Genomic DNA, 22,964 nt, shown 5'->3' with positions numbered 1-22,964 from the left:
CCGGGAACCACGCGGCGGCCGCGAACCGGGGCGCGTGCGCCTGCAGCTGGGCCCGGTTGTCGGCCAGGATCGTGCGCCAACCCGGGTAAGCGTCGGTCTTCGTCAACGCGAACACCACCACGTTGACCCGCTTGCTCGCCTCGATCAGGAAATCCAGCTCGGGCCGGGTGAACGGGGTCGAGGCGTCCACCACGAACAGCAGCGCCGCCGCCCGCGACACCGCGTCCAACGCGATCTCGGTGTGCGCCGGGTCCAGCCCACCCGCGCCCGGGGTGTCCACCAGCGACACGTACCGCAGCAGCGGCGCCGGGCAGGTCACCGCGATCCGCCTCGGCGGACGCGCCCCCTGCGGCAGCACCCCCGACACCGTGGCCCAGTCCCGCAGCCGGTCCACCGGCACGTCCACCGCCTCGGCCTCACCCGGCACGAACGCCCGCGCCGCCGTCACCGGCCCGTGGTCGAACTCCAGGTACGCCGACGTCGCCACCGCCGCGTCCACCGGCGACAACCCGGTCACCCCGATCAACGCGTTCACCAGGGAACTCTTGCCACGTTTCGTTTCCCCGACGACCACCACCGACGGCCGGGTCACCTCCCGGCGCCGCTGGGCGTCGATCTCCGCCGCCGCGTCCGGGTCCAGGCCACGCACGAACCCCAGGCACGTGTCGACCGCCCCGGTCAGCAACGTGCCCAACGCCGCCGACCCGGCCCCGCCGCTCACCGGCGCACCGCCCGTACCTGCTGCGACAGCAGATGGAACCCCCGGTGGGCCACCAACGCCACCCGTGACTGCGCCGGTGACGCCCCGGCGACGGCGAACACCCGCCACCGGGTGGCCGCCTCCACCGCCGCCGCCGCCAACTGCTCCACCGACGCCGCCGGCAGTTCCAGCACCCAGCGCGGATCCGCCGACAACGCCAACCGGGTCAACTCCTGCTCCATCGCCTCCGGCAGCTCCACACTGCCCGTGGTCACCTGCTGCGCCACCTCCAGCAGCCGCAGCCGGTGGTACTCCGGCTGGTGCAGCAGCCGCTCGATCGCGTCGCGCAGCGTCTCCCGGTCACCGGGATGCGCCGTGTGGCTGGCCACCTTCTCCAGCGTCGACAACGCCCACCCGGCCTTGATCGCGTCGGTGCGCCACCGGAACGCCTCGTCCACGGTGTGCCGCAGCCGCGGAAACCCCGACGCCGCGTACAACGCCCGCACCAGGTCCCCGGACGCCAACTGCGGCGCCGCCCGCAGCTGCGCCACCGCGAACCCGATCCCGTACAGGTCCAGCAGCGCCAGCAGCCGTTCCCGCTGCGCCCGCGGCACCGGGCAGTCCCGGGACACGAACAGGTCCACCGACGCGGTCAGCACCGTCCACTGCGCCGCCGGCACCTGCGCCAACGTCCGCAACGCCTCACAGTCGGCCGCCGTCAACCGGCCCGCCTCGGTCGTCTCCGCCAGCAACCCGACCGCCGGCACCACGTCCGACACGATCCGACGCAGCACCCGCGTCTGGTCGGCGGCCAGCGGCGCCGCCACCGGCCACGGATCGGCACCACCGGCCACCAACTTGTCGACCTTGTTGAACAACCCGACCGAGTTGATCGGGCTGCTCGACAACCGCGCCGACACCGCCCGGAACGCCTCCAACGCCCGTACGTCGTCGTCACGCACCGACTGGGTGAACACGTACACGATCGCCTCGGCGCCGGAGACCGCCCCGACGGAGTCGTCGTCGATCCCGGCGTCGAACGGCGCCGTCGCCTCACCTGCGTCTGGGGAGTCCGCGCCGGCACCGGCGAACAGGTACCGGCGCGCCGCGTCACTGACCCCGGTGCTGGCCGACGACAGCCCCGGCGTGTCGATCACCGTCAACTCCCGCAGATGGTCACTGGTCAAGGTGACGTCGACGAACGCGATCCGCGCCGTCGGCACCCCCAGCCGCTGCGGGATCATCCCCGTCGGATCCAACGGCAGACTGACCCGTACGCCGTCGCGGCGCACCACGTCCACCCGGTCGGCGGTGCCGTACCGGAACTGGGTGACCACCCGGGTGCACTCACCAACCTCCGTCGGCGCCACCCGCCGCCCGATCAACGCGTTGACCAGCGTCGACTTGCCCGCCTTGAGCCGCCCGGCGATCGCCACCCGCAGCGGCTCGTCCAACCGCCGCCGGACCCGCGCCACCTCACCACCGGTCGGCGCACCCACCCGGGGACCCACCTCGTCACACAACGCCGCGACCCGGCTGCTCAACGGCCCCGCACCCACGGATTGGTCACCGCCCCACAGGGTCGGCGACAATGACGCCACGCCCAACGGTGGTACCCGCTCATCTCGCTGGTCGTCCTCCCGACAGCACGGCACGCGGTGGTGCGCCCACCACCGACATCCACAGTACGAATATCCTCTCCGGCGCAGGATCCCATGTTCGTGCCACCTTCGCCCGGGGAGGGCCACGAGCCGGAAAAGCGGGGGAGGACGGGTGCGGCAACCAGCCGACGGCGCTCACGCCACCGACGTGGCGGCGGCCGCCGCCGCCCGGCTCACCCGCCCCGGCCTCGTCGTCATCACCGGCGTGCCCGGCAGCGGCCGCACCACCACGCTGCGCCGCGTCGCCACGGCGTCGCCCGGCCCGGTCCACCCCGGCGGCGCTCTCACCGCCCTGCGCCACGTCCCCGCGTTCCCCCTCAGCCACGCCCTGCGGGTCCGGCTACCCACCCACGACGTGGCGCTGCTCGCCGAGGCGGTCCGCTCCCGGGTACGCCACGGCCTGCTCGTCCTCGACGACCTGCAGTGGGCCGACCCGGTCACCGTCGCCGCCCTGCCCGCCGTGGCCCGCCACTGCCGGGTCGTCGTCGCCCTGCGCACCCCGCACCCGCTGCCCGCCGCCGCCATCGACCCGCTGCGCGACGGCGACGCCCTGTGGCTGGCGCTCCCGGCGCTGGACCCGACGGCCACCGCCGACCTGATCCGCCGTACCGCCCCCGGCCTGGACCCGGCGACCGTCACCGACCTGGCCCGACGCGCCGGCGGCAACCCGCTGGCCGCCACCGCCCTGGCCCGCCACCGCACCGCCCGCACCTCGCCGCCGCCACCCGACACCACCGACCTCGACCAGGTCGCCTACGCCGTCGCCGCCGCCCTGGCCGACCTCACCCGGCCGGCCCGCACCGCCCTGGCCGCCCTCGGCCTGCTCGGCCGGCCGGCACCCGCCGCCGCTCTCGGCGACGGCGTCGCCGAACTCACCGACGCCGGCCTGGTCACCGCCGCCACCGGCCTGATCACCCCGGTGTCGCCGTACCAGGCCGACGTGGCCGCCGGCCTGCTCGACGCCGCCAGCCGCCGAGCCCTGCACCGACGCCTCGCCGACCTGGTCACCGACCCTCTGGAAGCCGCCCGGCACCTCGCCGCCGCCGGCGACACCGACGCCGCCTACCAGCGGGCCGTGACCGCTGCCGCCGACGCCACCACCGGCGGCGCCCGCGCCGAGGCGCTGCTGTTCGCCTGCGACCAGCCCGCCGCCACCGCCACCGTGCGGCTCGACGCGGCCCGGGCCGCCCTGACCACCGGCCGGCCCCGCCACGCCCTGACCCTGCTCGACGCCGCCGACTCCGACGTCAGCGACGAGGTCGCCGCCCTGCGCGCCGAAGCGCTGCTGCAGGCCGGGGAGCTCGCCGCCGCCCGCGCCACCGCCGCCGCCCTGGCCGCCCGCGTCACCGACCACCCGGCCGCCACGTCGCCGCCCGCCGCGACCGCCGACCGGGTGCTGCTGCTGGCCGACCTCGCCGTCGACCCGACGGCGGCGGCCCGCCGTGCCGCCGCCGTCACCGCCCGCCACGGCGCCACGCCGACCCACGTCGGCCTGCGCGCGGCGCTGGCCGCCGTCGCCGCCGCCGACCGCACCCCCGGCTGGGAACACCGGCTCGCCGGCACCGCCGCCGCGGCGGCCGCCGACGGCGACCTGCTGACCGCCCGGTGGAGCGCCTGGCAGCTGGTCGAGACCCTCACCGGCGACGGCCGGCTCGCCGAGGCCGCGCACGCCGCCACCGCCGCCGCGGCCGCCTGCGCCGCCGACCTGGCCTACAGCTGGCAGACCCGTTTCCTCGCCGCCCGCCTGTGGTGCCTGGCACTGCGCGGTGAACCGTCGGCAGGGGACCAGCCCGGCCCGGTCGGCGACGACCCGCCCGCACCCACCGACACACTGCCCACCGCCACCGACGCGCTGCTGCGCGCCGCCGCCGACCTCACCGACCGCACCCTGCCCGCCACCGCCCACCGCTACGCCACCGCCACGGCGGGCCTGCTCGAAGCCGACGGCGGACTGCTCGCGGCCGCCCGGGCCCGGCTCGCCGCCGCCACCACCGCGACCGCGCCGCCGCCGGGCCTGCTGGACTGGGTCGCCCGGGAAGCGGCCTGGCTCGACGGTCAACCCGACAGAGCCGCCGCGCCTGCCGGCACCGACCCGACCACCGGTGCCGCCGCTGCGCCGAGCGCGTCACCGCTGGTCGACGGACTGCGGCGGATCACCGCCCACTGGGCCGCCCACGACACCCCCACGGTGACACCGCCGCCGGCCGCCGGGACACCACCGACGCTGCCGGCACCGGTAGCGGCGACGCTGGCCGCCTGGTCGACGGCCGACCCGCGCCGGTTCGGCGCCGCCGCCGCCACCTGGCCCGACGTCAGCGTTCGCGAACAGGTCCGCTGCCTGCTCGCCCAGGGCCTGCACGAAGCCGACCCGCACCGCGCGGTGCCCGCCCTGCTCGCCGCGGAACGCATCGCCGCGCGCGCCGGCCTGGTCGTACTGCTGGGCCGCTGCCGACGTGCGCTGCGCCGGCACGCGGTACGCCGCGACGACCGGGGCACCCGCGACGGTGAGCTGCTCACCGGCCGGGAACGTGACGTGCTGCGGCTGGTCGCCCAGGGCGAGCCGACCCGCCGCATCGCCGGCCAACTCGGCATCTCCACCGAAACCGTGGAAACCCACGTCCGGGCCGGGATGCGTAAACTCGGTGCCCGCACCCGCACCGAAGCAGCCGCCCTGGCCATGGAGACCGACCGATGAGCGCACCGCCGCGCTACGTCCTGTCCAGCTCCACCGAGGCGAACGCCGTTCTGCGGCGGCTCGCCCGCGACGGCTGGACCGTCCGGGAAGGCTTCGCGTTGACCGAGGCCGCCTGGGACCTGACCGCCGCCCGACTGGCCCTGCACGGCCGGGTCACCGACGCCGACACCGTGGCCCTGGTGGCGCTGGCCGCCGCCCGGGGTGCCGCCGTCGTCGCGGTGGTCGACCCGGGCGGCGACGTCGGTCGGGCCCTGGTCGACGACCTCGGCCGGCTCGGCCCGGTGCTGCGCCACGGTGACGTCGGCCCGCCGGCGTCACCGGTCGACTCCGTCCTGGTGCCGGAGCAGCGGGCCCTGCTCGACCGGCTCGCCAACGGCGAGACGATCGCCGCGGCCGCCGCCGCCGAGTTCCTGTCGTTGCGGACCGCGAACCGCCGCATCGCGCAGGCCCGCGCGGCGTTCGGGGTCCGCACCACCCGCGAGGCCGTCCTGGCCTACCTGCGGCAACGCTCCCGCTGAACCGGCACCGGGTACGGCGCCGTCAGCCGCCGTCCGGTGCCTGGCCGGCGGCCGGGGCGTCGTCCGCCGCGTCGACCCGGCCCCGGCGGTGTCGCCGACTCACGTCGACCGGTCGGGTCACGTCGACGTGCCGGGGTGCCTGCGGCTCGTCCGGGCGCAACGCCGCCAACTCGTCGGTGAGGGCGTCGATGATCCGTTGGGTCGCGCGTTGCGCGGCGCCCGGCCGCGCCGGGTCGACCCCGGACAGGTCCACCGGGGCGCCGAAGTGGACCCGGACCACCGGGCGGCGCAGCACCGCCCGTAGCACCGCGCGGCCCAGGCCGCGGGGTGCCGCCCACGGCAGCACCTCGTGGGCCCCCCACTGGGCCACCGGCACCACCACCGCGCCGCTGGCCAGCGCGAGCCGCGCGGTACCCGTGCGGCCGCGTTCGGGCCACATCCACGGGTCGAGACCGATGCGCCCTTCCGGGTAGACCAGGACCACCGCGCCGCCAGCGACGGCCGCCACGGCGGCGTCGAGCGCCTGGGCGACGGTGTCGGTGCGCCGGTCGACCCGGATGTGCCCGGCGCGGCGCATCACCGGGCCGACCACCGGGGCCCGGAACAGCCCGCCGGTGGCGAGCACCCGGGGGGCGACCCGCCGCACGCGGCAGGCGGCGGCGAGCGCGACCGGGTCGAACGGGCTGATGTGGTTGGCGGCCAGGATCAGCGGTCCGTGCCGCAGCGCGTCCGGTACGTCGCCGGTGACCCGCAGCCGGGCGAGCAGCCCGACGACGATCCGGGCGGCGACCTGCAGCAGCCGCCACAGCGGCGGCGGCCGCCAGGGCGTCGGGGCAGGGGGAGTGGGGGTGTCCATCAGCGGTCGATCGTCGCACAGTCCGGCCCGCCACGGGCGCCCCGTGCCGACCGTCCCGCGAGGGTCGGGACCGACGGCCCTCTCCCGTCGGGACCACCGCCCCTGGCCCGTTCCACGACAGGCCGTAGTATGTACTACGCCTTGTAGTAACTAGATGGGGGAGCCGTGGACGCGCTCGACATAGCCCGCTGGCAGTTCGGTGTCACCACCGTCTACCACTTCCTGTTCGTCCCACTCACCATCGGCCTCAGCCTGCTCGTCGCCATCCTGCAGACCGCCTGGCACCGCACCGGCGACGACCGCTACCTCAAACTCACCAAGTTCTACGGAAAACTGTTCCTCATCAACTTCGCCATGGGCATCGTCACCGGCATCGTCCAGGAATTCCAGTTCGGCATGAACTGGAGCGACTACTCCCGGTTCGTCGGCGACATCTTCGGCGTACCCCTGGCCATCGAAGCCCTGCTCGCCTTCTTCCTCGAATCCACCTTCCTCGGACTGTGGATCTTCGGCTGGAACCGGCTCCCCAAAGCCCTGCACCTGGCCACCATCTGGCTCGCCTCGTTCGGCAGCATCATCAGCGCCTGGTTCATCCTCGCCGCCAACTCCTGGATGCAGAACCCCGTCGGCTACCGCATCAACCCGGACACCGGCCGCGCCGAACTCACCGACTTCATCGCCGTACTCACCAACAAGGTCACCCTCATCACCTTCCCGCACACCCTCGCCGGCTGCTTCATGGTCGCCGGCGCCCTCGTCCTGGCCGTCGCCCTCTGGCACCTCATCCGCCACCCCGACGGCCCCGACACCCCCGCCTTCCGCACCGCCACCAAGATCGGCGCCTGGACCACCCTGGCCGCCACCGCTGCCGTCATCATCACCGGCGACATCCAAGGCAAGATCATGACCCAGGTCCAGCCCATGAAGATGGCCGCCGCCGAAGGCCTCTACACCACCGAAAGCCCCGCCTCCTTCTCCGTCGTCACCGTCGGCACCCTCGACGGCAGCCGCGAAATCTGGGCCCTCAAGATCCCGTACCTGCTGTCCTGGCTGTCCACCGGCGACCCCACCGGCCAGGTCCAGGGCATCAACGACCTGCAGGCCCAGTACGCCGCCCAGTACGGCCCCGGCAACTACACCCCGATCATCCCCGTCACCTACTGGAGCTTCCGCTTCATGATCGGATTCGGCCTCGCCACCGCCGCCATCGCCCTCTGGGCCCTGTGGACCACCCGCCGCGGCCGCACCCCCACCGGACGCTGGCTGCTGCGCGCCGGCCTCACCCTGCCCGTCCTACCACTACTGGCCAACACCTTCGGCTGGATCTTCACCGAAATGGGCCGCCAACCCTGGATCGTCTTCGGCGAAATGCTCACCCGCGACGGCGTCAGCCGCAGCGTCTCCCTCACCGAAGTCCTCACCTCTTTCACCGCCTTCACCCTCATCTACGCCACCCTCGCCGTCATCGAGGTCAAGCTCCTCATCCGCTACGCCCGAAACGGACTGCCCGACCTCACCGACCCACCCCCACCGGACGACACCGACGACGACACCACCCTCGACCGGCCCCTCGCCGCCACCCACTGACCACCCCGGAGACCCCTCGTGGAACTCACCACCGTCTGGTTTGGGCTCATCGCCGTACTCTTCACCGGATACTTCATCCTCGAAGGCTTCGACTTCGGCGTCGGCATCCTCGCCCGCCTCATCGGCCGCACCGAACCCGAACGACGCGCCGCCATCACCACCATCGGCCCCGTCTGGGACGGCAACGAGGTCTGGCTCATCACCGCCGGCGGCGCCATGTTCGCCGCCTTCCCCGAGTGGTACGCCACCCTGTTCTCCGGCTTCTACCTACCGCTACTGCTCATCCTCATCGCCCTCATCCTGCGCGGCGTCGCCTTCGAATACCGCGACAAACGAGACGAACCCCACTGGCGCCGCCGCTGGGACAACGCCATCTTCATCGGCTCACTGCTACCCGCCGCACTCTGGGGCGTCGCCTTCGCCAACATCGTGCGCGGCGTACCCCTGGACGCCGACCACGAATACACCGGCACCCTGCTCACCCTGCTCAACCCCTACGCCCTGCTCGGCGGCGCCACCACCACCGCCCTGTTCGTCACCCACGGCGCCGTCTTCCTCGCCCTCAAGACCACCGGCGACCTGCGCCACCGCGCCCGCCGCGTCGCCACCTGGACCGGCCTGACCGCTGCCGCGCTCGCCGTCGGATTCCTCACCTGGACCCTCACCATCCGCGCCAACCCCACCGCCGTCGTCCTCGCCGTCACCGCCGCCCTCGCCCTCGTCGCCGGCCTGGCCGCCAACCAGGTACGCCGCGAAGGCTGGGCCTTCACCGGCACCGCCACCGCCATCGGCCTCGCCGTCGCCGCCCTGTTCACCGCCCTGTTCCCGACCGTCCTACCCTCCACCGGCGACCCCGCCGGCACCCTGACCACCACCAACGCCGCCTCCACCACCTACACCCTGACGATCATGACCTGGGTCGCCGCCGCACTCACCCCCGTCGTCCTGCTCTACCAGGGCTGGACCTACTGGGTGTTCCGCCACCGCGTCCACGTCACCGACCAACCCAGCCACTGACTCCACCAGCCACCGACCCGCACACGACGGTGCCCCCGGCGCGACCAACCACCGGGGGCACCACCCACAGGCCCGACGTCAACCCACCTCCGGCAACTCCGCCAACCGCGCCTCCACCTCCGCCAACTCCGCCCGCAACTTCTCCGCCTGCCGCTGCGCCTCGGCCCGCTCCGACGCCAGGATCTGCTCCACCGCCTCATGCACCCCCGGCACATCCACCAACGCCACCATCTTCAACGCCTCCGCCGGCCGGATCACGTACGGCTTCGCCAACGCCTTCGCGCCCTGCGCCGCCGCCACCGTCCACTCACCGTCGGCATACGCCAACGTCACCGTCAACCCGGCCGGCGCCTTCGGCTTCACCGCCTTCGCCGCCCGACGCGCCGGGCGCTGCGCACCCTCGTCCACCGTCGACTCCTCCACCTGCTCCCGCCGCGCCGGCACCACCACCGGCGGCTCACCCAACTTGAACTCCGGCTCCGGCACCACCGGCACCGGGTCGACCACCGGCTCCGCCGCCGGCCGCCGCGCACCCGCACCCCGCGGCGCCACCACCAGATCACCGGGGGAGAACGGCAACTCGTCACGACCGAACCGCACCACCACCCACTCGTCGGACACCGCCGGATCCGCCAGGCCCACCACCTGACCCACCTGCCCGGCGATCTGCCCCGCCGACTCGGTGAACATCACCTTCGGCTTACGCCCAGCAGCCACCGCCTCCCGGATCACCCCCAACTCCTCGTCCGACAACCCACCCGCACCAGCGCCCGCGGCAACCATCAGCACCCTTTCCGTCCGTACACCTGTTTGAGTGCTGCCTTCCTACCAGCCGCCGCCGACACCGCCGACCGCACCCCACCACCCCCGCTCACCCCGACGCGGCACCACCCGACCACACCCGACCCACCTGGCCGGCCGCCGCCGACCCCTGCCGCCACCCCGCCCGCGCCGCACCCGGCCGCCGCGCCGGATCCAGCAACCGCCGCCCGATCACCCGCCTCGCCGCCCGGTCCGGCGACACCACCACCACCTGCCCCGACAACCCCGCCACCTGCCGCGCCACCGGCGCCAACCAGCCCAACCCCCACGTGATCGGCGCCAACACCACCACCGACGCGTACCCCGCCGCCAGATCCGCGTTCGCCGCCGACCGCATCCCACCGTCGATCAACCGCCGCCCACCGACCACCACCGGCGGCCACACCCCCGGCACCGCGCAACTCGCCGACACCGCGTCGACCAGGTCCACCCCCGGCCGTGACCCGTCGAACACCACCAGCTCACCCGTCTCGGCGTCCACCGCCGTCACCCACAACGGCCGCTCCGGCCACGACCACACCGGCAACGCCTCCTCGAACACCGGCCGCCGCGACACCGCCGACCCCGCCGCGAAGGCCGCCGCGTACCGGCCGATCCGCGCCCGCGCCCGCCGCCCGTCCCCGCTGCACACCGCCGCCCACAGCAGACACGACACCGCACCCGGACCCATCCGGTCCGTCGACGGCTCACCGGCCACCAGCTGCCCCGCGTACAGCTGATCCAGATCCGCCCCCGAGCGCAGCTGCGCACCCACCACCGCGCCCGCCGAGGTACCGACCACCAGATCCGCCACGCCCAACTCCACCCCGGCCCGCGCCAACCCGGCCAACACCCCGATCTGCCAGGCCACCCCGGTCACCCCGCCGCTGCCCAGCACCACCGCACGCCTACCCGCCATACCTGTCCTATTGCCCCGCGACGTCGGCGGTAACGTCACCGCCGACGACACACCGCAGGGGAGAGGGGACACCATGGCACCGGTCACCGTGGTCACCGGCGGCAGCCGGGGGATCGGCGCGGCCACCGTACGCCGCCTCGCCGCCGCCGGACACGACCTCGTCATCGGCTACCGGCGCGACGCCGCCGCCGCCCACGCGGTCCGCGACGACGTGCAGGCGGCGGGCCGCCGGGCGGTCACGGTCGCCGTCGACACCACCGATCCGGCGGGGGTCGCCGCGCTGTTCGACGCCGCCGCCGACCTCGGCGCGCTCACCGGCCTGGTCAACAACGCCGGCGTCACCAGCCGGATCGGACCCTTCGTCGACCTCACCGTCGACGACCTGCGCCGGGTCGTGGACGTCAACCTCATCGGGTACGTCCTCTGCGCCCAGCAGGCCGCCCGCCGGATGGGCGCCGGCGGCGCCATCGTCAACGTCTCGTCCGCCGCCGCCACCCTCGGCAGCCCCGGCGAGTACGTCCACTACGCCGCCGTCAAGGCCGCCACCGACGCCCTCACCGTCGGTCTGGCCAAGGAGCTCGGCCCCCGGGGCATCCGGGTCAACGGCGTCGCTCCCGGCACCGTGCACACCGACATCCACACCCTGTCCGGTGAGCCGAACCGACCGGACCGGGTCGCGCCGATGGTGCCGCTGCGCCGGGCCGGGCAGCCGCAGGAGATCGCCGGTGCCGTCGCCTGGCTGCTGGGCGACGAGGCGTCCTACACCACGGGGACGGTGATCCGGGTCGCCGGCGGCCTGTGACCCGGCCGGCGGACCGCCCAGCGGCCAGCGGCAGGCCCTGGCTCACGGCCGATCCGCGAACCGGGCGAGCTGCGTCAGGGACACCGGCACCGGATTGCCCGGCAGCGGCGTCGGTTCCCCGGAAGGATCGATCCGGTACCAGCCCTGGTCCGGGTTGAGCAGCGACGTCGGCACGTCGTCGTACACCTCGAGGAACAGCAGCGCCGGCTGACCGTCGACCAGCCCGGAGTCGGCGGACCGGGCCTCGTCGAGCGTCTGTTTGACCAGGACCGTGGTGCCCGTCGCGGCGTCGCCTTTGAACACCTGGGAGACGGTGACGCTGAAGACCTGGTGCGCCATGGTGTCGCCGTCACTGGAGATCGTGACGTCGCGGCGTTCGCCGCCGTCGGGGGTGCCGACGACGATCAGGTCGGCGGCGGCGTAGAGCGCCTCGGCGTCGGTGTACCACGGGTAGTCGGCGGTCTGTCCGTACGGGGCGCAGCCGGCGAGCAGCGCGCTGTGGACGAGGGCCGACAGCAGGGTCCGGCGACGGGTGCGCACCCGTCGATGGTACGGCTCGACGACGATCCCCGTACTGGTTCGATAATGTACATTATGTCAACTAGCGAGTGGTGGAGTCCTGCGTTCGGGGCCCGGGTCGGAACGCAGGCCGATGGCAGCTGGCCGGTTCATCGAGACTTGCGCCGCCGTCGCTGATGCGGCAGCTCCGGCGGCTGGCAGCCGTCCGCCGTCGCCGCGTCGCGGCGTGACCGGTCGTCGCCCGTGACGGGCCGCCCGGCGACCTTCCCTGCGGCGGCCCGTCACGGGCGCATCCGACGGCGCGTCAGCACCTTCCCTGGCCGTGGGCGTGGGTTGCCGCACTCGCCCCGCCGCTCTGGCCGCACCGCGAGAAGTGATGCATAATATCCGTTATGCACGATTTGTCGGATTATCTGATGGGTCAGGCGGTCGAGGACTTCCTCACCGACCGGGCCTCCCGTAAGCCCTCCCCCCACACCCTGCAGGCCTACCGCCGCGACCTGACCGCCGTACTGCGACTGATCGTCGACGACTCCCCCGCCGACGCGACCACCCCGACCGCCGCGCAGCTGCCGCTGAGTGCCGTCGGGCAGCGACAGCTGCGGGCGGCGTTCGCCCGGTTCGCCGCTCCCCGCTCCCCCGCCTCGGTGCACCGCGCCTGGTCGACCTGGAACTCGTTCTTCACTTTCCTGGTCGCCGAAGGCGCCGTGGCGGGCAATCCGATGCCCGCCGTCGGGCGGCCCCGCGCTCCGCTGCCGGTGCCGAAACCGCTGCGCGGCGAGGAGACCCCGGAAACGCTGCTGGCAGCCGCCGCCCGCGGCGACGAGCGCCAACGCGATCCCTGGCCGGAACGGGACCTTGCCGTCGTCGCGTTGGCGCTCTGCGCCGGCCTGCGTCTCGGTGAGCTGCTGGCGCTGCGGGTGGGGTCGATGACCGGCCGTGACGGCGAACGACGTCTCGAGGTGGCCGGCAAGGGCGGACGGTTCCGGACCGTGCCGGTGGAGCCCGCTCTGGACGCCGCGATCGCCGGCTACCTCGCCAGTCGGCGACGACGCTTCGGACCCCGGTCGGTACGCCCCGACGGTGCCCTGCTGGTCGACCGGGCCGGGGATGCCCTGCGCCGGGGCGGGCTGCAGTATCTGGTGCGGTCGTGCTTCCGGCGGGCCGGGATCGTCGAGCGGGTACCCCGTGGCGCGGCGCTGCACGCGCTGCGGCACACGTTCGCCACCCGGTTGGCCGAGGACGGCGCCAACGCCGCCGAGATCATGCGGCTACTCGGCCACGCGAGCCTGACGGCGAGTCAGCACTACATCGACGTCACGGCCGACCAGCAGCGGGCGGCGGTGCGGGCCAACCGGTCGAACCGGTCGCTGCAGCGGCTGGTGACGGATGCGTCACCGGTCACCGACCGGTGACGGTGACGACGAGCGGCCGGTGGTCGGAGACGTCGAGCGCGGGGGTGGCGACGTGGGTGACGGTGGTCAGGGCCGGTGGCGCGCCGTGTGGGTCGAGCAGGATGTGGTCGAGTTGGACGCGGGGTCGCGGTGTGGGGTAGGTGGGCCGGCGGGCCAGTGGCTGCCAGCCGGTGACGGCGGCGGCCAGCCCGGCCGGAAGGTTGAGGTCGCCGAGCAGCAGCCGTGGTGGTGGCAGCGCCCGCAGGGAACGGGTGACGGCCCGTAGTTGGCGCACGTTCCAGCCGGGAACGAAGGACAGATGGGTGGCGGCGACGGTGACGGGCCCGTGCGGGGTGTCCAGGACGGCGGTGAGCAGGACGCGGGGTTCGTCGCGTAACAGCAGCAGCCGGGGTGTCGGGTCGGCGACGAGGACGGGTGAGCGCACCGGGGCGGGGTCGAGCCGGGTGATCTGCCAGTGCCGGGCCGGGTAGCGGCTGATCAGGCTGACGCCGTAGCAGGGTTCGTCGTGGCCGTCGTGGTCGTGGTGGGGGGCACGGAAGGTGTCGCCGGGGGTGCCGACGATGGCGGCGGCGAAGCGGTGGGTGGCTGCGGCCAGGGCGGCGGCGGCGAGCGCGGTCAGGTCGTGGTGGGCGCTGCGGGGTTGGCCGCGGTCGACTTCCTGCAGGGCGAGGATGTCGGCGTCGAGGTTGGTGATGGCGGTGGTGATCCGGTGGGGGTCGACCTGGCCGTCGTGGGGTGAACGTCCGTGCAGCAGGTTGAAGGTGGCCATGCGCACGTGAGCACCCTACGGGGTGCGGGTTGTGGGAGGGTGTCGGGATGGTGGTGAAGGCGTTGTGCTGCTCGTCGTTGCTGTTCGTGGCGGTGGGCTGGTGGGGGGTGTGGGTGCGGCGGCGGCGGGGCCGGTGAGGGTGGGCGCAGGTGTTCCTGGCGTGGCGGGTGGCGTCGTGGGAATGGGGGGTGCGGTGTCGGGTGAGCGGTGTCCGGATGTGACGGCGACGGTGTCGGCGTTGCGGGGGTGCCGGCCGGAGCTGGTGTCGGCGGTGGAGGCTGCGGTGCCGGGGGCGCGGGCGGCGGTGCTGGCCCGGCTGTGGGGTGCGGTGGGGCGGGAACCGGTGACGGAGGTGGCTGGTCGGCGGGTGGGCGACGGCCGGTTGACGGTGACGCTGGCTGATGGGCGTGCGGTGGTGGGTCCGGCGGCGGCGGCGGAGTTGTTCGCCGCGGCCGGTCCGGGGTTGGCGGTGACGGTGGGGTCGGAGGTGGTGACTGATCCGGGGCGGCTGTTGACGGTGCTGGGGCTGGCGGGTGCCGGGCCGGTGGCGGCGGAGTTGGACAACAGTGTGGCGAACATGGCGTTGGCGCGGGGTGCGCGGGCGGTGGCGGTACGGCGTACGGGTGGTGCGGGTGTGGGGTTGACGCGGTCGCCGGTGGGGTGGGAGCAGGTGGTGGTCGACGGGCATCCGGTGCATCCGGGGTGTCGGGCCCGGGTGGGGATGTCGACGTCGGAGGTGTTGCGGTACGCGCCGGAGCATCGGCCGGTGGTGCCGGTGGAGTTGGTGGCGGTGCCGCCGGGGCGGTGGTTGACGACCGGGTCGGGGTTGGCGCCGTTGTTGCCGGTGCATCCGTGGCAGCGGGAGCATGTGCTGGGCGCGTATCCGTGGTTGCGTCCGACGGGTCGGGTGGTGCCGGTGCGGCCGTTGATGTCGTTGCGGACGGTGGTGCCGGTGTCGGGTGGGTCGTGGCAGTGGAAGACGGCGGTGGATGTGCAGATGACGTCGGCGGTGCGCACGGTGTCGGAGGCGGCGGTGCGTAACGGTCCGGTGTTGACGGCGGTGTTGTCGCGGTTGGCGCGGCGGGTGCCGGGTTTCGCGGTGTTGCCGGAGGTGGCGGCGGGTGCCGTGCTGGTGGACGGGGTGGCGTGTCGGTCGTTGGCGGTGGTGCGGCGGCGGGTGCCGCGGGTGGCGCCGGGGGTGCAGGTGATGCCGGTGGCGGCGTTGGCGGCGCCGGTGGGTGCTCCGGGTGGCGGGTCGGTGGTGGCGGGGTTGGTGCGGGCCGGGTACGGCGGAGATCCGGTGGGGTTCGTGGCGGATCTGGCGCGGGTGGTGGTGGCGCCGGTGGTGGCGATGCTGGGTTGGGGTGTGGGGTTGGAGGCGCATGGGCAGAACGTGGTGCTGGTGTGGCGGTCGGGGCGGCTGGTGGCTGCCTGGTATCGGGACGTGGGGGGTGTGCGGGTGGATTCGGTGGGGTTGGCGGCGGCGGGCGTGGGTGTGCCGTCGTTGGCTGGTGATGTGGTGGCGGAGGATTCGGCGGAGGTGGTGGTGACGGCGTTGGCGGCGGTGGGGGTGGCGGTGGGTGAGCCGGTGGCGGTGCTGGCGCGGGAGTTCGGGGTGGCGCCGGGGCGGTTGTGGCAGCGGGTGGGTGTGGTGGTGCGGGAGGCGGTGGCGGGGTTGCCGGCGGGGGCGCGGGGTCGGGTGGCGGGGGCGGTGTTCGGTGAGCGGTGGCCGGTGAAGGCGACGTTGTCGATGCGGTTGGCGTCGGATCCGTTGGCGGTGCGGTGGGCGTGGGTGGCGGGTCCGTTGGCGCCGTGGCGGTGAGCGGTCCGGTGGGGGCGGGTGACTGGGCGGGGGTGGGCCGGTCGTGTGGGTGTGTGCGGGGGTCGGTGGGGTTGGCGGCGGCGGTGGAGTCGGCGCAGGAGCAGTTGCGGGTGGTGGCGCCGGGGTGGGTGGTGGGGTTCCGGGCGGCGGTGCCGTGGGCGGCGCGGGTGGTGGCGGCGCGGTTGGTCGACGCGTTGTGTCGGGAGGATGTGGGGGCGGCGCGGGCGGTGTGGGGTGGGCGGGGTCGGTGGTACGGGTTCGACCGGTTCGTGGTGGATGAGCGGTGGGTGGCGGATCCGTGGGCGGTGTTGCCGGTGGAGTTGCTGGCCGCGCGGCGGGGGTGGGCGTTGGCGGCGGAGTTGACTGACGCGGTGGTGCATCTGGCGGTGGCGGCGGCGCGTCCGCCGGTGGCGGATGAGCCGGAGGGAGTGGGCGGGCCGGACGGGTGGGCGGTGTGGGCGGAGCGGCAGGCGGTGACGGGTCACAATCTGCATCCGTGTGGCCGTACCCGGTTGGGGTGGTCGGTGGCGGACGCGGTGGCGCATGACGTGGGGTCGGCGGCGACGCGGGTGGGGTTCGTGGCGGTGCGGCGGGATCTGCATGTGGGTGACGATGTGGGGGCGTGGTTGCGGCAGTGGTATCCGCAGGTGCCGGCGGCGCCGCCGGGGTGGGTGGTGCAGCCGGTGCATGTGTGGCAGGGGTCGCGGGTGGTGGCGCGCCGGTACGCCGATCTGGTGGCGGCGGGGGTGGTGCGGTTGTTGCCGCAGGTGGTGTCGGCGGTGCCGACGGCGGCGGTGCGCACGGTGCTGTTGCCGGCGGGTGTCGACGGTCGGCGGCGGTATCTGAAGGTGTCGTTGGACATTCAGGTGACGTCGACGCGGCGGACGATTTCGGTGGCGAGTACCCGTAACGGGCCGGTGTTGTCGTCGGTGTTGTCGTCGTTGGTGGCCGACGACGAGGTGGCGTCGGCGCGGTTGGTGTTGTTGCCGGAGGCGGTGGGGGCGGCGGTGACCGTGGGGTCGGGCCGGGATGTGTCGGCTATCGGGCGGGAGGGGTTGGTGGGCCGGCTGGTGCCGGGTGAGGTGGCGGTGCCGGGGGTGGCGTTGGTGACGGGTCGGGAGTTGGCGGCGCGGGTCGCGGCGTTCGGCCGGGTGCGGGGGTTGGTGGGGGCGGCGGCGGCGTTGGGGTTCGTGGCGGCGTACGTCGGGGTGGTGGTGCCGCCGGTGCTGCGGTTGGCGACCCGGTTCGGGGTGGCGTTGGAGGCGCATCTGCAGAACTGTCTTCCGACGTTTCGCGGTGGGGTGCCGTTCCGGTTGGTGGTGCGGGATTTCGCGGGGTTGCGGTTGGCGGGGCCGCGGTTGGCGGCGGCGGGGGTGTCGGTGGGACTGGCGCCGGGGTCGGTGGTGGCCACCGACGATGTGGCGGTGATGCGGGCGAAGGTGGGGTACACGCTGTTGCAGGCGCATGTGGGTGAGCTGGTGCGGTCGGTGGTGGATGGCTTCGGGGTGGACGAGGTGGCGGCGTGGCGGGTGGTGCGGTCGGTGGTGGACGAGACGTACGAGGTGTTGCGGGGTGAGCGGGGGTGTGCGGGGTGGGCGGCGGAGGATCATGCGGCGTTCACGGCGTCGCTGGTGGCGCACAAGGCGTTGGTGCGGATGCGGTTGGCGGGGTCGGGTGACCTGTATGTGCCGGTGCGGAATCCGATTTCGGATGTGGGGTTCTCCGGTGGCGGGCCGGGGGTGGCGCGGTGACCGGGGGCGAGGTGGCGGGTGGTGGCCGGGTGGTGCGGCTGCCGGGTTCGGTGTCGGCGGTGGTGGCCGGGTTGGCGGCGGCGGAGGAGCCGGTGTGTGCGTACGTGTACGACCGGTCGGTGTTGCGGGGGGCGGCGCGGCGGTTGCGGGCGGTGCTGCCGGCGGGGGCGCAGGTGCTGTACGCGATGAAGGCGAACGGGCATCCGGCGGTGGTGGCGGAGTTGGCGCGGGAGTTGGACGGGGTGGAGGTGGCGTCGGGGGGTGAGTTGGCGGTGGCGGTGGCGGCGGGTGCGCGGCAGGTGGTGTTCGGTGGGCCGGGTAAGACCGATGGGCAGTTGGTGGCGGCGGTGGCGGCGGGTGCGTTGGTGAACGTGGAGAGTGTGTCGGAGTTGCGGCGGTTGGATGTGGTGGCGCGGGCGGCGGGTCGGCGGGTGTCGGTGGCGGTGCGGGTGAACCGGCCGGGTGGCGGGTTGTCGGGTAGTCACGCGATGGCGGGGGTGGCGACGCAGTTCGGGGTGGACGAGGCGCAGCTGGGTGAGGTGGTGGCGGCGGCGGCGGGGTTGTCGGGGGTGCGGCTGGTGGGGTTCAGCCTGCACGCGGTGTCGAACAACCTGGACGCGGTGGCGCACGCGCGGTTCGTGGTGGCGGCGGTGGCGTGGGCGGTGGCGGCGGGTCGCCGGTTGGGGGTGGCGGTGGAGTACGTGAACGTGGGTGGCGGGTTCGGGGTGGACTACGTCGGTGGTGGCCGGTTCGATCTGGCGGCGTTCGGTGCGGGGTTGGCGGGGTTGGTGCTGCCGGCGGGGCTGCGGCTGGTGTTCGAGCCGGGTCGGTGGTTGGCGGCGGACGCGGGCTGGTACGCGGCGCAGGTGGTGGATGTGAAGTGCACGCAGGGCCGGTGGTTCGCGGTGGTGCGGGGTGGGACGCATCATTTCCGGTTGCCGGCGGCGTGGGGTTACGACCATCCGTTCGCGGTGGTGCCGGTGCGGCGGTGGCCGTACCCGTTCGCGCGGGCGCAGGTGGCGGGGGCCGCGGTGGATGTGGCGGGTGAGTTGTGTACGCCGCGGGACGTGTTGTGCCGGGGGCAGGTGGTGGGGCGGCTGCGGATCGGTGACGTGGTGGTGTTCGACCGGGCGGGCGCCTACGGGTGGGACATCTCGCACCACGATTTCCTGCGGCATCCGTATCCGCGGGTGGTGGTGGTGTGAGGCGGGGTCAGTGGCGTGTCCAGTGGGCGGCGCGGATCTCGCGGAGGGCGCGTCGGCGGGTGTCGCCGCGCAGGGTGTCGACGTAGAGGCGGCCGTCGAGGTGGTCGGTTTCGTGTTGCAGTGCGCGGGCGAGGAAACCGGTGCCGGTGATGGTGACGGGTTCGCCGTGCTGGTCGACGCCGTCGACGCGGGCGTGGCGGGCGCGTGGGGTCGGGAAGTACAGGCCGGGGATGGACAGGCAGCCTTCGTCGTCGGTGTCGATGTCGGTGTCGTCGGCCGGGTGCAGGTGGGGGTTGACGACGTGGCCGCGGTGGCCGTCGGCGTCGTAGACGAACACGCGGGCGCCCACGCCGATCTGGGGTGCGGCGACGCCGGCGCGGCCGGGGGCGCCGAGCAGGGTGTCCATCAGGTCGGTGACGAGGTCGCGCAGGGACCGGTCGAAGGTGGTGACGGGTTCGGCGGGGCTTCGCAGCACGGCGTCGCCGATGATCCGGATCGGGCGCATCGTCATGGCTGTCAGGTTAGTGGCGGCCGGTCGGTCACCGGCGACGCGGGCGGGTGTGTGCAGGTTGGCGACGGGTCTTCATGGGAGCGCTTCCAGGCCGATCGGTTCGACCTGCCTCGGCCGAAGGGTGGATTCTTGCGTCGGCAGGCCGTCACTGGCCCGGAACGGTGTCGTTCGGCTTGGTAACGTTCATCACTGGTCATGTGAACCATGACACAGCGCCCCCACAGTCCGGAGATCCCGATGTGCCAGCACCAACCGACCTGTCCCTCGTCAGACGCCACCGACCGTGAAGCGGCCCGCGTGATCGCCTGCTTCCCCGAGCAGGGCTGGAGCCTGCTCTGCAACGGCGTCATCGTGTTCGAGGACACCGGCGAACTGCTCCCCGACGGCAGCAGCATCGCCCCACACCGCGGCCCCGCCCGGCACGCTCTCGCCGCCTGACCGCGCCGCCCCTCGAAGGCTCACCGTCGAGCCGATCCTCCCCTCAGGTGCCGCACCGGGCGGCGAACCCGCCGCCCGGTGACCGCGCCCACCCGCCGCGACACCGGCGTCAATCGCCGTACTCCTGCGGCGGCGGACACGCACACATCAGATTCCGGTCGCCATAGGCGCCGTCGACCCGCCGCACCGGCGGCCAGTACTTGCCACCGGCGGCCTGACCGGCCGGAAACGCCGCCACCGACCGCGGATACGGCAGCGACCAGTCATCGGCGACCACCATCGCCGCCGTGTGCGGCGCCTGCCGCAACGGACTGTCCGCCACCGGCCACACCCCCTGCGCCACCTGGTCGATCTCCGCCCGGATCGCGATCATCGCCGCGCAGAACCGGTCCAGCTCCGCCAGGTCCTCACTCTCGGTCGGCTCCACCATCAACGTGCCCGCCACCGGGAACGACATCGTCGGCGCGTGGAACCCGTAGTCGACCAGCCTTTTTGCGACGTCCTCCACCGTCACCCCGGTCGCCTTCGTCAACGGCCGCAGATCCAACACACACTCGTGCGCCACCAGACCCTTGTTACCGGCGTACAGCACCGGGAAATGTCCCCGCAGCCGCGCCGCCACGTAGTTCGCCGCCAACACCGCCGAACCGGTCGCCCGCACCAGCCCGTCGGCACCCATCAACCGCAGGTACGCCCACGGAATCGGCAGAATCCCCGCCGACCCGTACCGGGACCCCGAAATCACCGGCCCCGCACCCTCGACCAGCGGATCCGCCGGCAGGAACGGCGCCAGATGCGCCCGCACCGCCACCGGACCCACCCCCGGGCCGCCACCACCATGCGGAATGCAGAACGTCTTGTGCAGATTCAGATGCGACACGTCCGCGCCGAACCGGCCCGGCCGGGCGTACCCCAGCAACGCGTTCAGGTTCGCCCCGTCGACGTACACCTGGCCGCCGGCGTCGTGCACCCGGGCACACAGATCCGCGATGCCGTCCTCGTACACCCCGTGCGTCGACGGATACGTCACCATGATCGCCGCCAAGGTGTCCCGGTGCGCGTCGATGAGCCGCTGCGCGTCGGCCACGTCCACGTTGCCGTCGACATCGCAGCCCACCACCACGACCCGCATGCCCGCCATCACCGCGCTCGCCGCGTTCGTGCCGTGCGCCGACGACGGAATCAGACACACCGTCCGCTGCCCCTGCCCCCGCGACCGGTGGTACGCGCGGATCGCCAGCAACCCGGCCAACTCCCCCTGCGACCCCGCGTTCGGCTGCACACTGACCGCGTCGTAGCCCGTCACCTCCGCCAGCCAGCCCTCCAACTCGCCGATCAGCTGCCGGTACCCGGCCGTCTGCTCCGCCGGCGCCAACGGATGCACCTCGGCGAACCCCGGCCAACTGACCGGCTCCATCTGCACCGCCGCGTTCAGCTTCATCGTGCACGACCCCAGCGGGATCATGCCCCGGTCCAGGGCGTAGTCGACGTCCGCCAGCCGCCGCAGGTACCGCATCATCGCCGTCTCACTGCGGTAGGCGTGGAACACCTCGTGGGTGAGGAACTCGTCGGTACGCCGCCACTGCGGCGGAATCGCCGCCGCCACGTCACCGTCGTGGCCGGCCACCCCGAACGCCGCCCACACCACCGCCAGGTGCTGCGGCGTCGTCGTCTCGTCACACGACACCGCCACCGTGTCGGCGTCCACCAGCCGCAGGTTCACGCCCCGCTGCGCCGCCCGCGCCACCACCCGCGCCGCCTCGCCGGGCACCGTCGCGGTCACCGTGTCGAACAGCGGCCAGTCGCCCACCCGTACCCCACCGGCGGCCAACCCGGCGCGCAGCCGCACCGCCGACGCGTGCGTGCGCGCCGCGATCGCCCGCAGCCCCTGCGGCCCGTGGTACACGGCGTACATCGCCGCCAGCACCGCCAGCAGCACCTGCGCCGTACAGATGTTGCTCGTCGCCTTCTCCCGCCGGATGTGCTGCTCCCGGGTCTGCAACGCCAACCGGTACGCCCGGTCGCCGGCCGCGTCCCGCGACACCCCCACCAGCCGACCCGGCAGCATCCGTTCCAACCCGGCCCGCACCGCCAGATAGCCCGCATGCGGGCCACCGAACCCCATCGGCACCCCGAACCGCTGCGACGTGCCGACCGCCACATCGGCGCCGCACGCCCCCGGCGGACGCAGCAGCGTCAACGCCAACAGATCCGCCGCGACCGTCACCAGCGCACCCACCCGGTGCGCCGCCGCGATCACCGCCTCGTCGTCACGGACCCGGCCCGACGCCCCCGGCCACTGCAGATGCACACCGAAGAACTCCGCCGGCAGACCCGCCGCCACATCGCACACCCGCACGTCGATACCGAGCGGCTCCGCCCGGGTCCGCAGCACCGCGACCGTCTGCGGCAACGCGTCGGCGTCCACCACGTACACGTCGCTGGTGGACTTCGACGCCCGCCGCGCCACCGTCATCGCTTCCGCCGCCGCCGTCGCCTCGTCCAACATCGACGCGTTCGCCGTCGCCAGCCCGGTCAGCTCCGACACCATCGTCTGGAACGTCAGCAACGCCTCCAACCGGCCCTGGCTGATCTCCGGCTGGTACGGCGTGTACGCCGTGTACCAGGCCGGGTTCTCCAACACGTTGCGGCGGATCACCGCCGGCATGTGGGTGCCGTGACACCCCAGACCGATCATCGACACCGCCGGGGTGTTGGCCTGCGCCATCGCCCGCAGAGCCGCCGTCACCTGCGGCTCACTGAGCGGCTCCGGCAGGTCGAGGCGGTCCCGCCACCGGATCACCTCCGGGATCGCCGCGTCCATCAGATCGTCGACACTGGCGTACCCGACGACGTCGAGCATCCGACGCTGCGCCGCCGGATCCGGGCCGATGTGCCGATCGGCGAACGTCAACTCCCCCGCCGGCTCGGACACCGTCGCCGACAGGTCAGGGTACGGAAACGAAACAGACACCAGG

At 73.8% G+C, this 22,964-nt stretch carries 19 protein-coding genes; 10 read left to right on the top strand and 9 right to left on the bottom strand.

What is annotated here, in order from left to right:
- Both ACN28F_RS32200 and ACN28F_RS32195 read right to left on the bottom strand, forming a co-directional pair.
- On the bottom strand, nt 1–721 hold a 721-nt coding region (locus tag ACN28F_RS32200), incomplete at its 3' end, for a dynamin family protein (RefSeq protein WP_421361187.1).
- The gene (locus ACN28F_RS32195; protein ID WP_289206192.1) at nt 718–2,244 is read right to left on the bottom strand and encodes a dynamin family protein; all 1,527 of its coding nucleotides are present in this window, start codon (nt 2,242–2,244) and stop codon (nt 718–720) included. The genes ACN28F_RS32195 and ACN28F_RS32200, both read right to left, overlap by 4 nt.
- Before the next feature lie 229 nt (nt 2,245–2,473).
- On the opposite strand from ACN28F_RS32195, the gene ACN28F_RS32190 reads away from it, so the two are divergent.
- Both ACN28F_RS32190 and ACN28F_RS32185 read left to right on the top strand, forming a co-directional pair.
- On the top strand, nt 2,474–5,056 hold the full coding sequence (locus tag ACN28F_RS32190; protein ID WP_421356761.1) for a LuxR C-terminal-related transcriptional regulator: 2,583 nt from the start codon (nt 2,474–2,476) through the stop codon (nt 5,054–5,056).
- Nucleotides 5,053–5,574, top strand: a complete 522-nt coding sequence (locus tag ACN28F_RS32185; protein WP_289206190.1) for a LuxR family transcriptional regulator — start codon at nt 5,053–5,055, stop codon at nt 5,572–5,574. Before ACN28F_RS32190 ends, ACN28F_RS32185 begins: the two co-directional genes overlap by 4 nt.
- A gap of 22 nt (nt 5,575–5,596) precedes the next feature.
- On the opposite strand, the gene ACN28F_RS32180 is transcribed toward ACN28F_RS32185, so the two are convergent.
- Nucleotides 5,597–6,430 (bottom strand): lysophospholipid acyltransferase family protein, encoded by an 834-nt coding sequence (locus tag ACN28F_RS32180; RefSeq protein WP_289206189.1) that lies wholly within the window; start codon nt 6,428–6,430, stop codon nt 5,597–5,599.
- A 165-nt stretch (nt 6,431–6,595) separates the two neighbouring features.
- Between ACN28F_RS32180 and ACN28F_RS32175 the strand changes: the two genes are divergently transcribed.
- Together ACN28F_RS32175 and cydB are read left to right on the top strand one after the other, a co-directional pair.
- Nucleotides 6,596–8,017: a cytochrome ubiquinol oxidase subunit I gene (locus tag ACN28F_RS32175; RefSeq protein ID WP_421356762.1), complete on the top strand. Its 1,422-nt coding sequence runs from the start codon at nt 6,596–6,598 to the stop codon at nt 8,015–8,017.
- A gap of 18 nt (nt 8,018–8,035) precedes the next feature.
- Nucleotides 8,036–9,034 carry a cytochrome d ubiquinol oxidase subunit II gene (gene cydB, locus ACN28F_RS32170; RefSeq protein WP_289206187.1) on the top strand — a complete coding sequence of 333 codons (999 nt, stop codon included), beginning with the start codon at nt 8,036–8,038 and terminating at the stop codon, nt 9,032–9,034.
- 78 nt (nt 9,035–9,112) lie between these two features.
- Here cydB and ACN28F_RS32165 read toward each other — a convergent pair whose 3' ends face one another.
- Both ACN28F_RS32165 and ACN28F_RS32160 read right to left on the bottom strand, forming a co-directional pair.
- Nucleotides 9,113–9,817 carry a hypothetical protein gene (locus ACN28F_RS32165; protein WP_289210961.1) on the bottom strand — a complete coding sequence of 235 codons (705 nt, stop codon included), beginning with the start codon at nt 9,815–9,817 and terminating at the stop codon, nt 9,113–9,115.
- Between the two features lie 88 nt (nt 9,818–9,905).
- Nucleotides 9,906–10,754, bottom strand: a complete 849-nt coding sequence (locus ACN28F_RS32160) for a patatin-like phospholipase family protein (protein WP_421356763.1) — start codon at nt 10,752–10,754, stop codon at nt 9,906–9,908.
- Nucleotides 10,755–10,827: 73 nt separating this feature from the next.
- Here ACN28F_RS32160 and ACN28F_RS32155 point away from each other — a divergent pair, with 73 nt between their 5' ends.
- The gene (locus ACN28F_RS32155; RefSeq protein WP_421356776.1) at nt 10,828–11,556 is read left to right on the top strand and encodes an SDR family NAD(P)-dependent oxidoreductase; all 729 of its coding nucleotides are present in this window, start codon (nt 10,828–10,830) and stop codon (nt 11,554–11,556) included.
- Between the two features lie 42 nt (nt 11,557–11,598).
- On the opposite strand, the gene ACN28F_RS32150 is transcribed toward ACN28F_RS32155, so the two are convergent.
- Entirely contained in the window at nt 11,599–12,096 is a 498-nt protein-coding gene (locus tag ACN28F_RS32150) for a hypothetical protein (RefSeq protein ID WP_289206184.1), read from the bottom strand.
- A 371-nt stretch (nt 12,097–12,467) separates the two neighbouring features.
- Here ACN28F_RS32150 and ACN28F_RS32145 point away from each other — a divergent pair, with 371 nt between their 5' ends.
- Entirely contained in the window at nt 12,468–13,490 is a 1,023-nt protein-coding gene (locus ACN28F_RS32145) for a tyrosine-type recombinase/integrase (protein ID WP_289206183.1), read from the top strand.
- On the opposite strand, the gene ACN28F_RS32140 is transcribed toward ACN28F_RS32145, so the two are convergent.
- Nucleotides 13,477–14,265, bottom strand: coding sequence for an endonuclease/exonuclease/phosphatase family protein (locus ACN28F_RS32140; RefSeq protein WP_289206182.1), 789 nt, complete (start codon nt 14,263–14,265; stop codon nt 13,477–13,479). The two genes, ACN28F_RS32145 and ACN28F_RS32140, sit on opposite strands and share 14 nt — an antisense overlap.
- A 211-nt stretch (nt 14,266–14,476) precedes the next feature.
- Here ACN28F_RS32140 and ACN28F_RS32135 point away from each other — a divergent pair, with 211 nt between their 5' ends.
- Genes ACN28F_RS32135 through ACN28F_RS32125 form a run of 3 tightly spaced genes read left to right on the top strand, consistent with a single transcriptional unit; the run spans nt 14,477 to nt 19,037 of the window.
- Entirely contained in the window at nt 14,477–16,081 is a 1,605-nt protein-coding gene (locus ACN28F_RS32135) for an IucA/IucC family protein (protein WP_421361185.1), read from the top strand.
- A 53-nt stretch (nt 16,082–16,134) separates the two neighbouring features.
- Nucleotides 16,135–17,832 (top strand): IucA/IucC family protein, encoded by a 1,698-nt coding sequence (locus ACN28F_RS32130; protein ID WP_421361183.1) that lies wholly within the window; start codon nt 16,135–16,137, stop codon nt 17,830–17,832.
- A complete protein-coding gene (locus ACN28F_RS32125; protein WP_289206179.1) occupies nt 17,829–19,037 on the top strand; it encodes an alanine racemase in 1,209 nt (402 codons plus the stop codon). The genes ACN28F_RS32130 and ACN28F_RS32125 overlap by 4 nt, the downstream gene beginning before the upstream one ends.
- A 7-nt stretch (nt 19,038–19,044) precedes the next feature.
- On the opposite strand, the gene def is transcribed toward ACN28F_RS32125, so the two are convergent.
- Nucleotides 19,045–19,548 (bottom strand): peptide deformylase, encoded by a 504-nt coding sequence (gene def / locus ACN28F_RS32120; protein ID WP_289206178.1) that lies wholly within the window; start codon nt 19,546–19,548, stop codon nt 19,045–19,047.
- Nucleotides 19,549–19,785: 237 nt separating this feature from the next.
- Between def and ACN28F_RS32115 the strand changes: the two genes are divergently transcribed.
- Entirely contained in the window at nt 19,786–19,986 is a 201-nt protein-coding gene (locus tag ACN28F_RS32115; RefSeq protein ID WP_282229304.1) for a DUF5999 family protein, read from the top strand.
- A 109-nt stretch (nt 19,987–20,095) separates the two neighbouring features.
- Here the strand turns inward: ACN28F_RS32115 and gcvP are convergent, their stop codons facing one another.
- Nucleotides 20,096–22,900 (bottom strand): aminomethyl-transferring glycine dehydrogenase, encoded by a 2,805-nt coding sequence (gene gcvP / locus ACN28F_RS32110; RefSeq protein WP_289210960.1) that lies wholly within the window; start codon nt 22,898–22,900, stop codon nt 20,096–20,098.
- Nucleotides 22,901–22,964: the final 64 nt, after the last annotated feature.

It is taken from the genome of Solwaraspora sp. WMMA2101 (genome assembly GCF_049179175.1).
Taxonomy (GTDB): Bacteria; Actinomycetota; Actinomycetes; order Mycobacteriales; family Micromonosporaceae; genus Micromonospora_E.
Note: the sequence above shows the minus strand (reverse complement) of the source record. Positions and strands in the feature narration are given on the sequence as shown.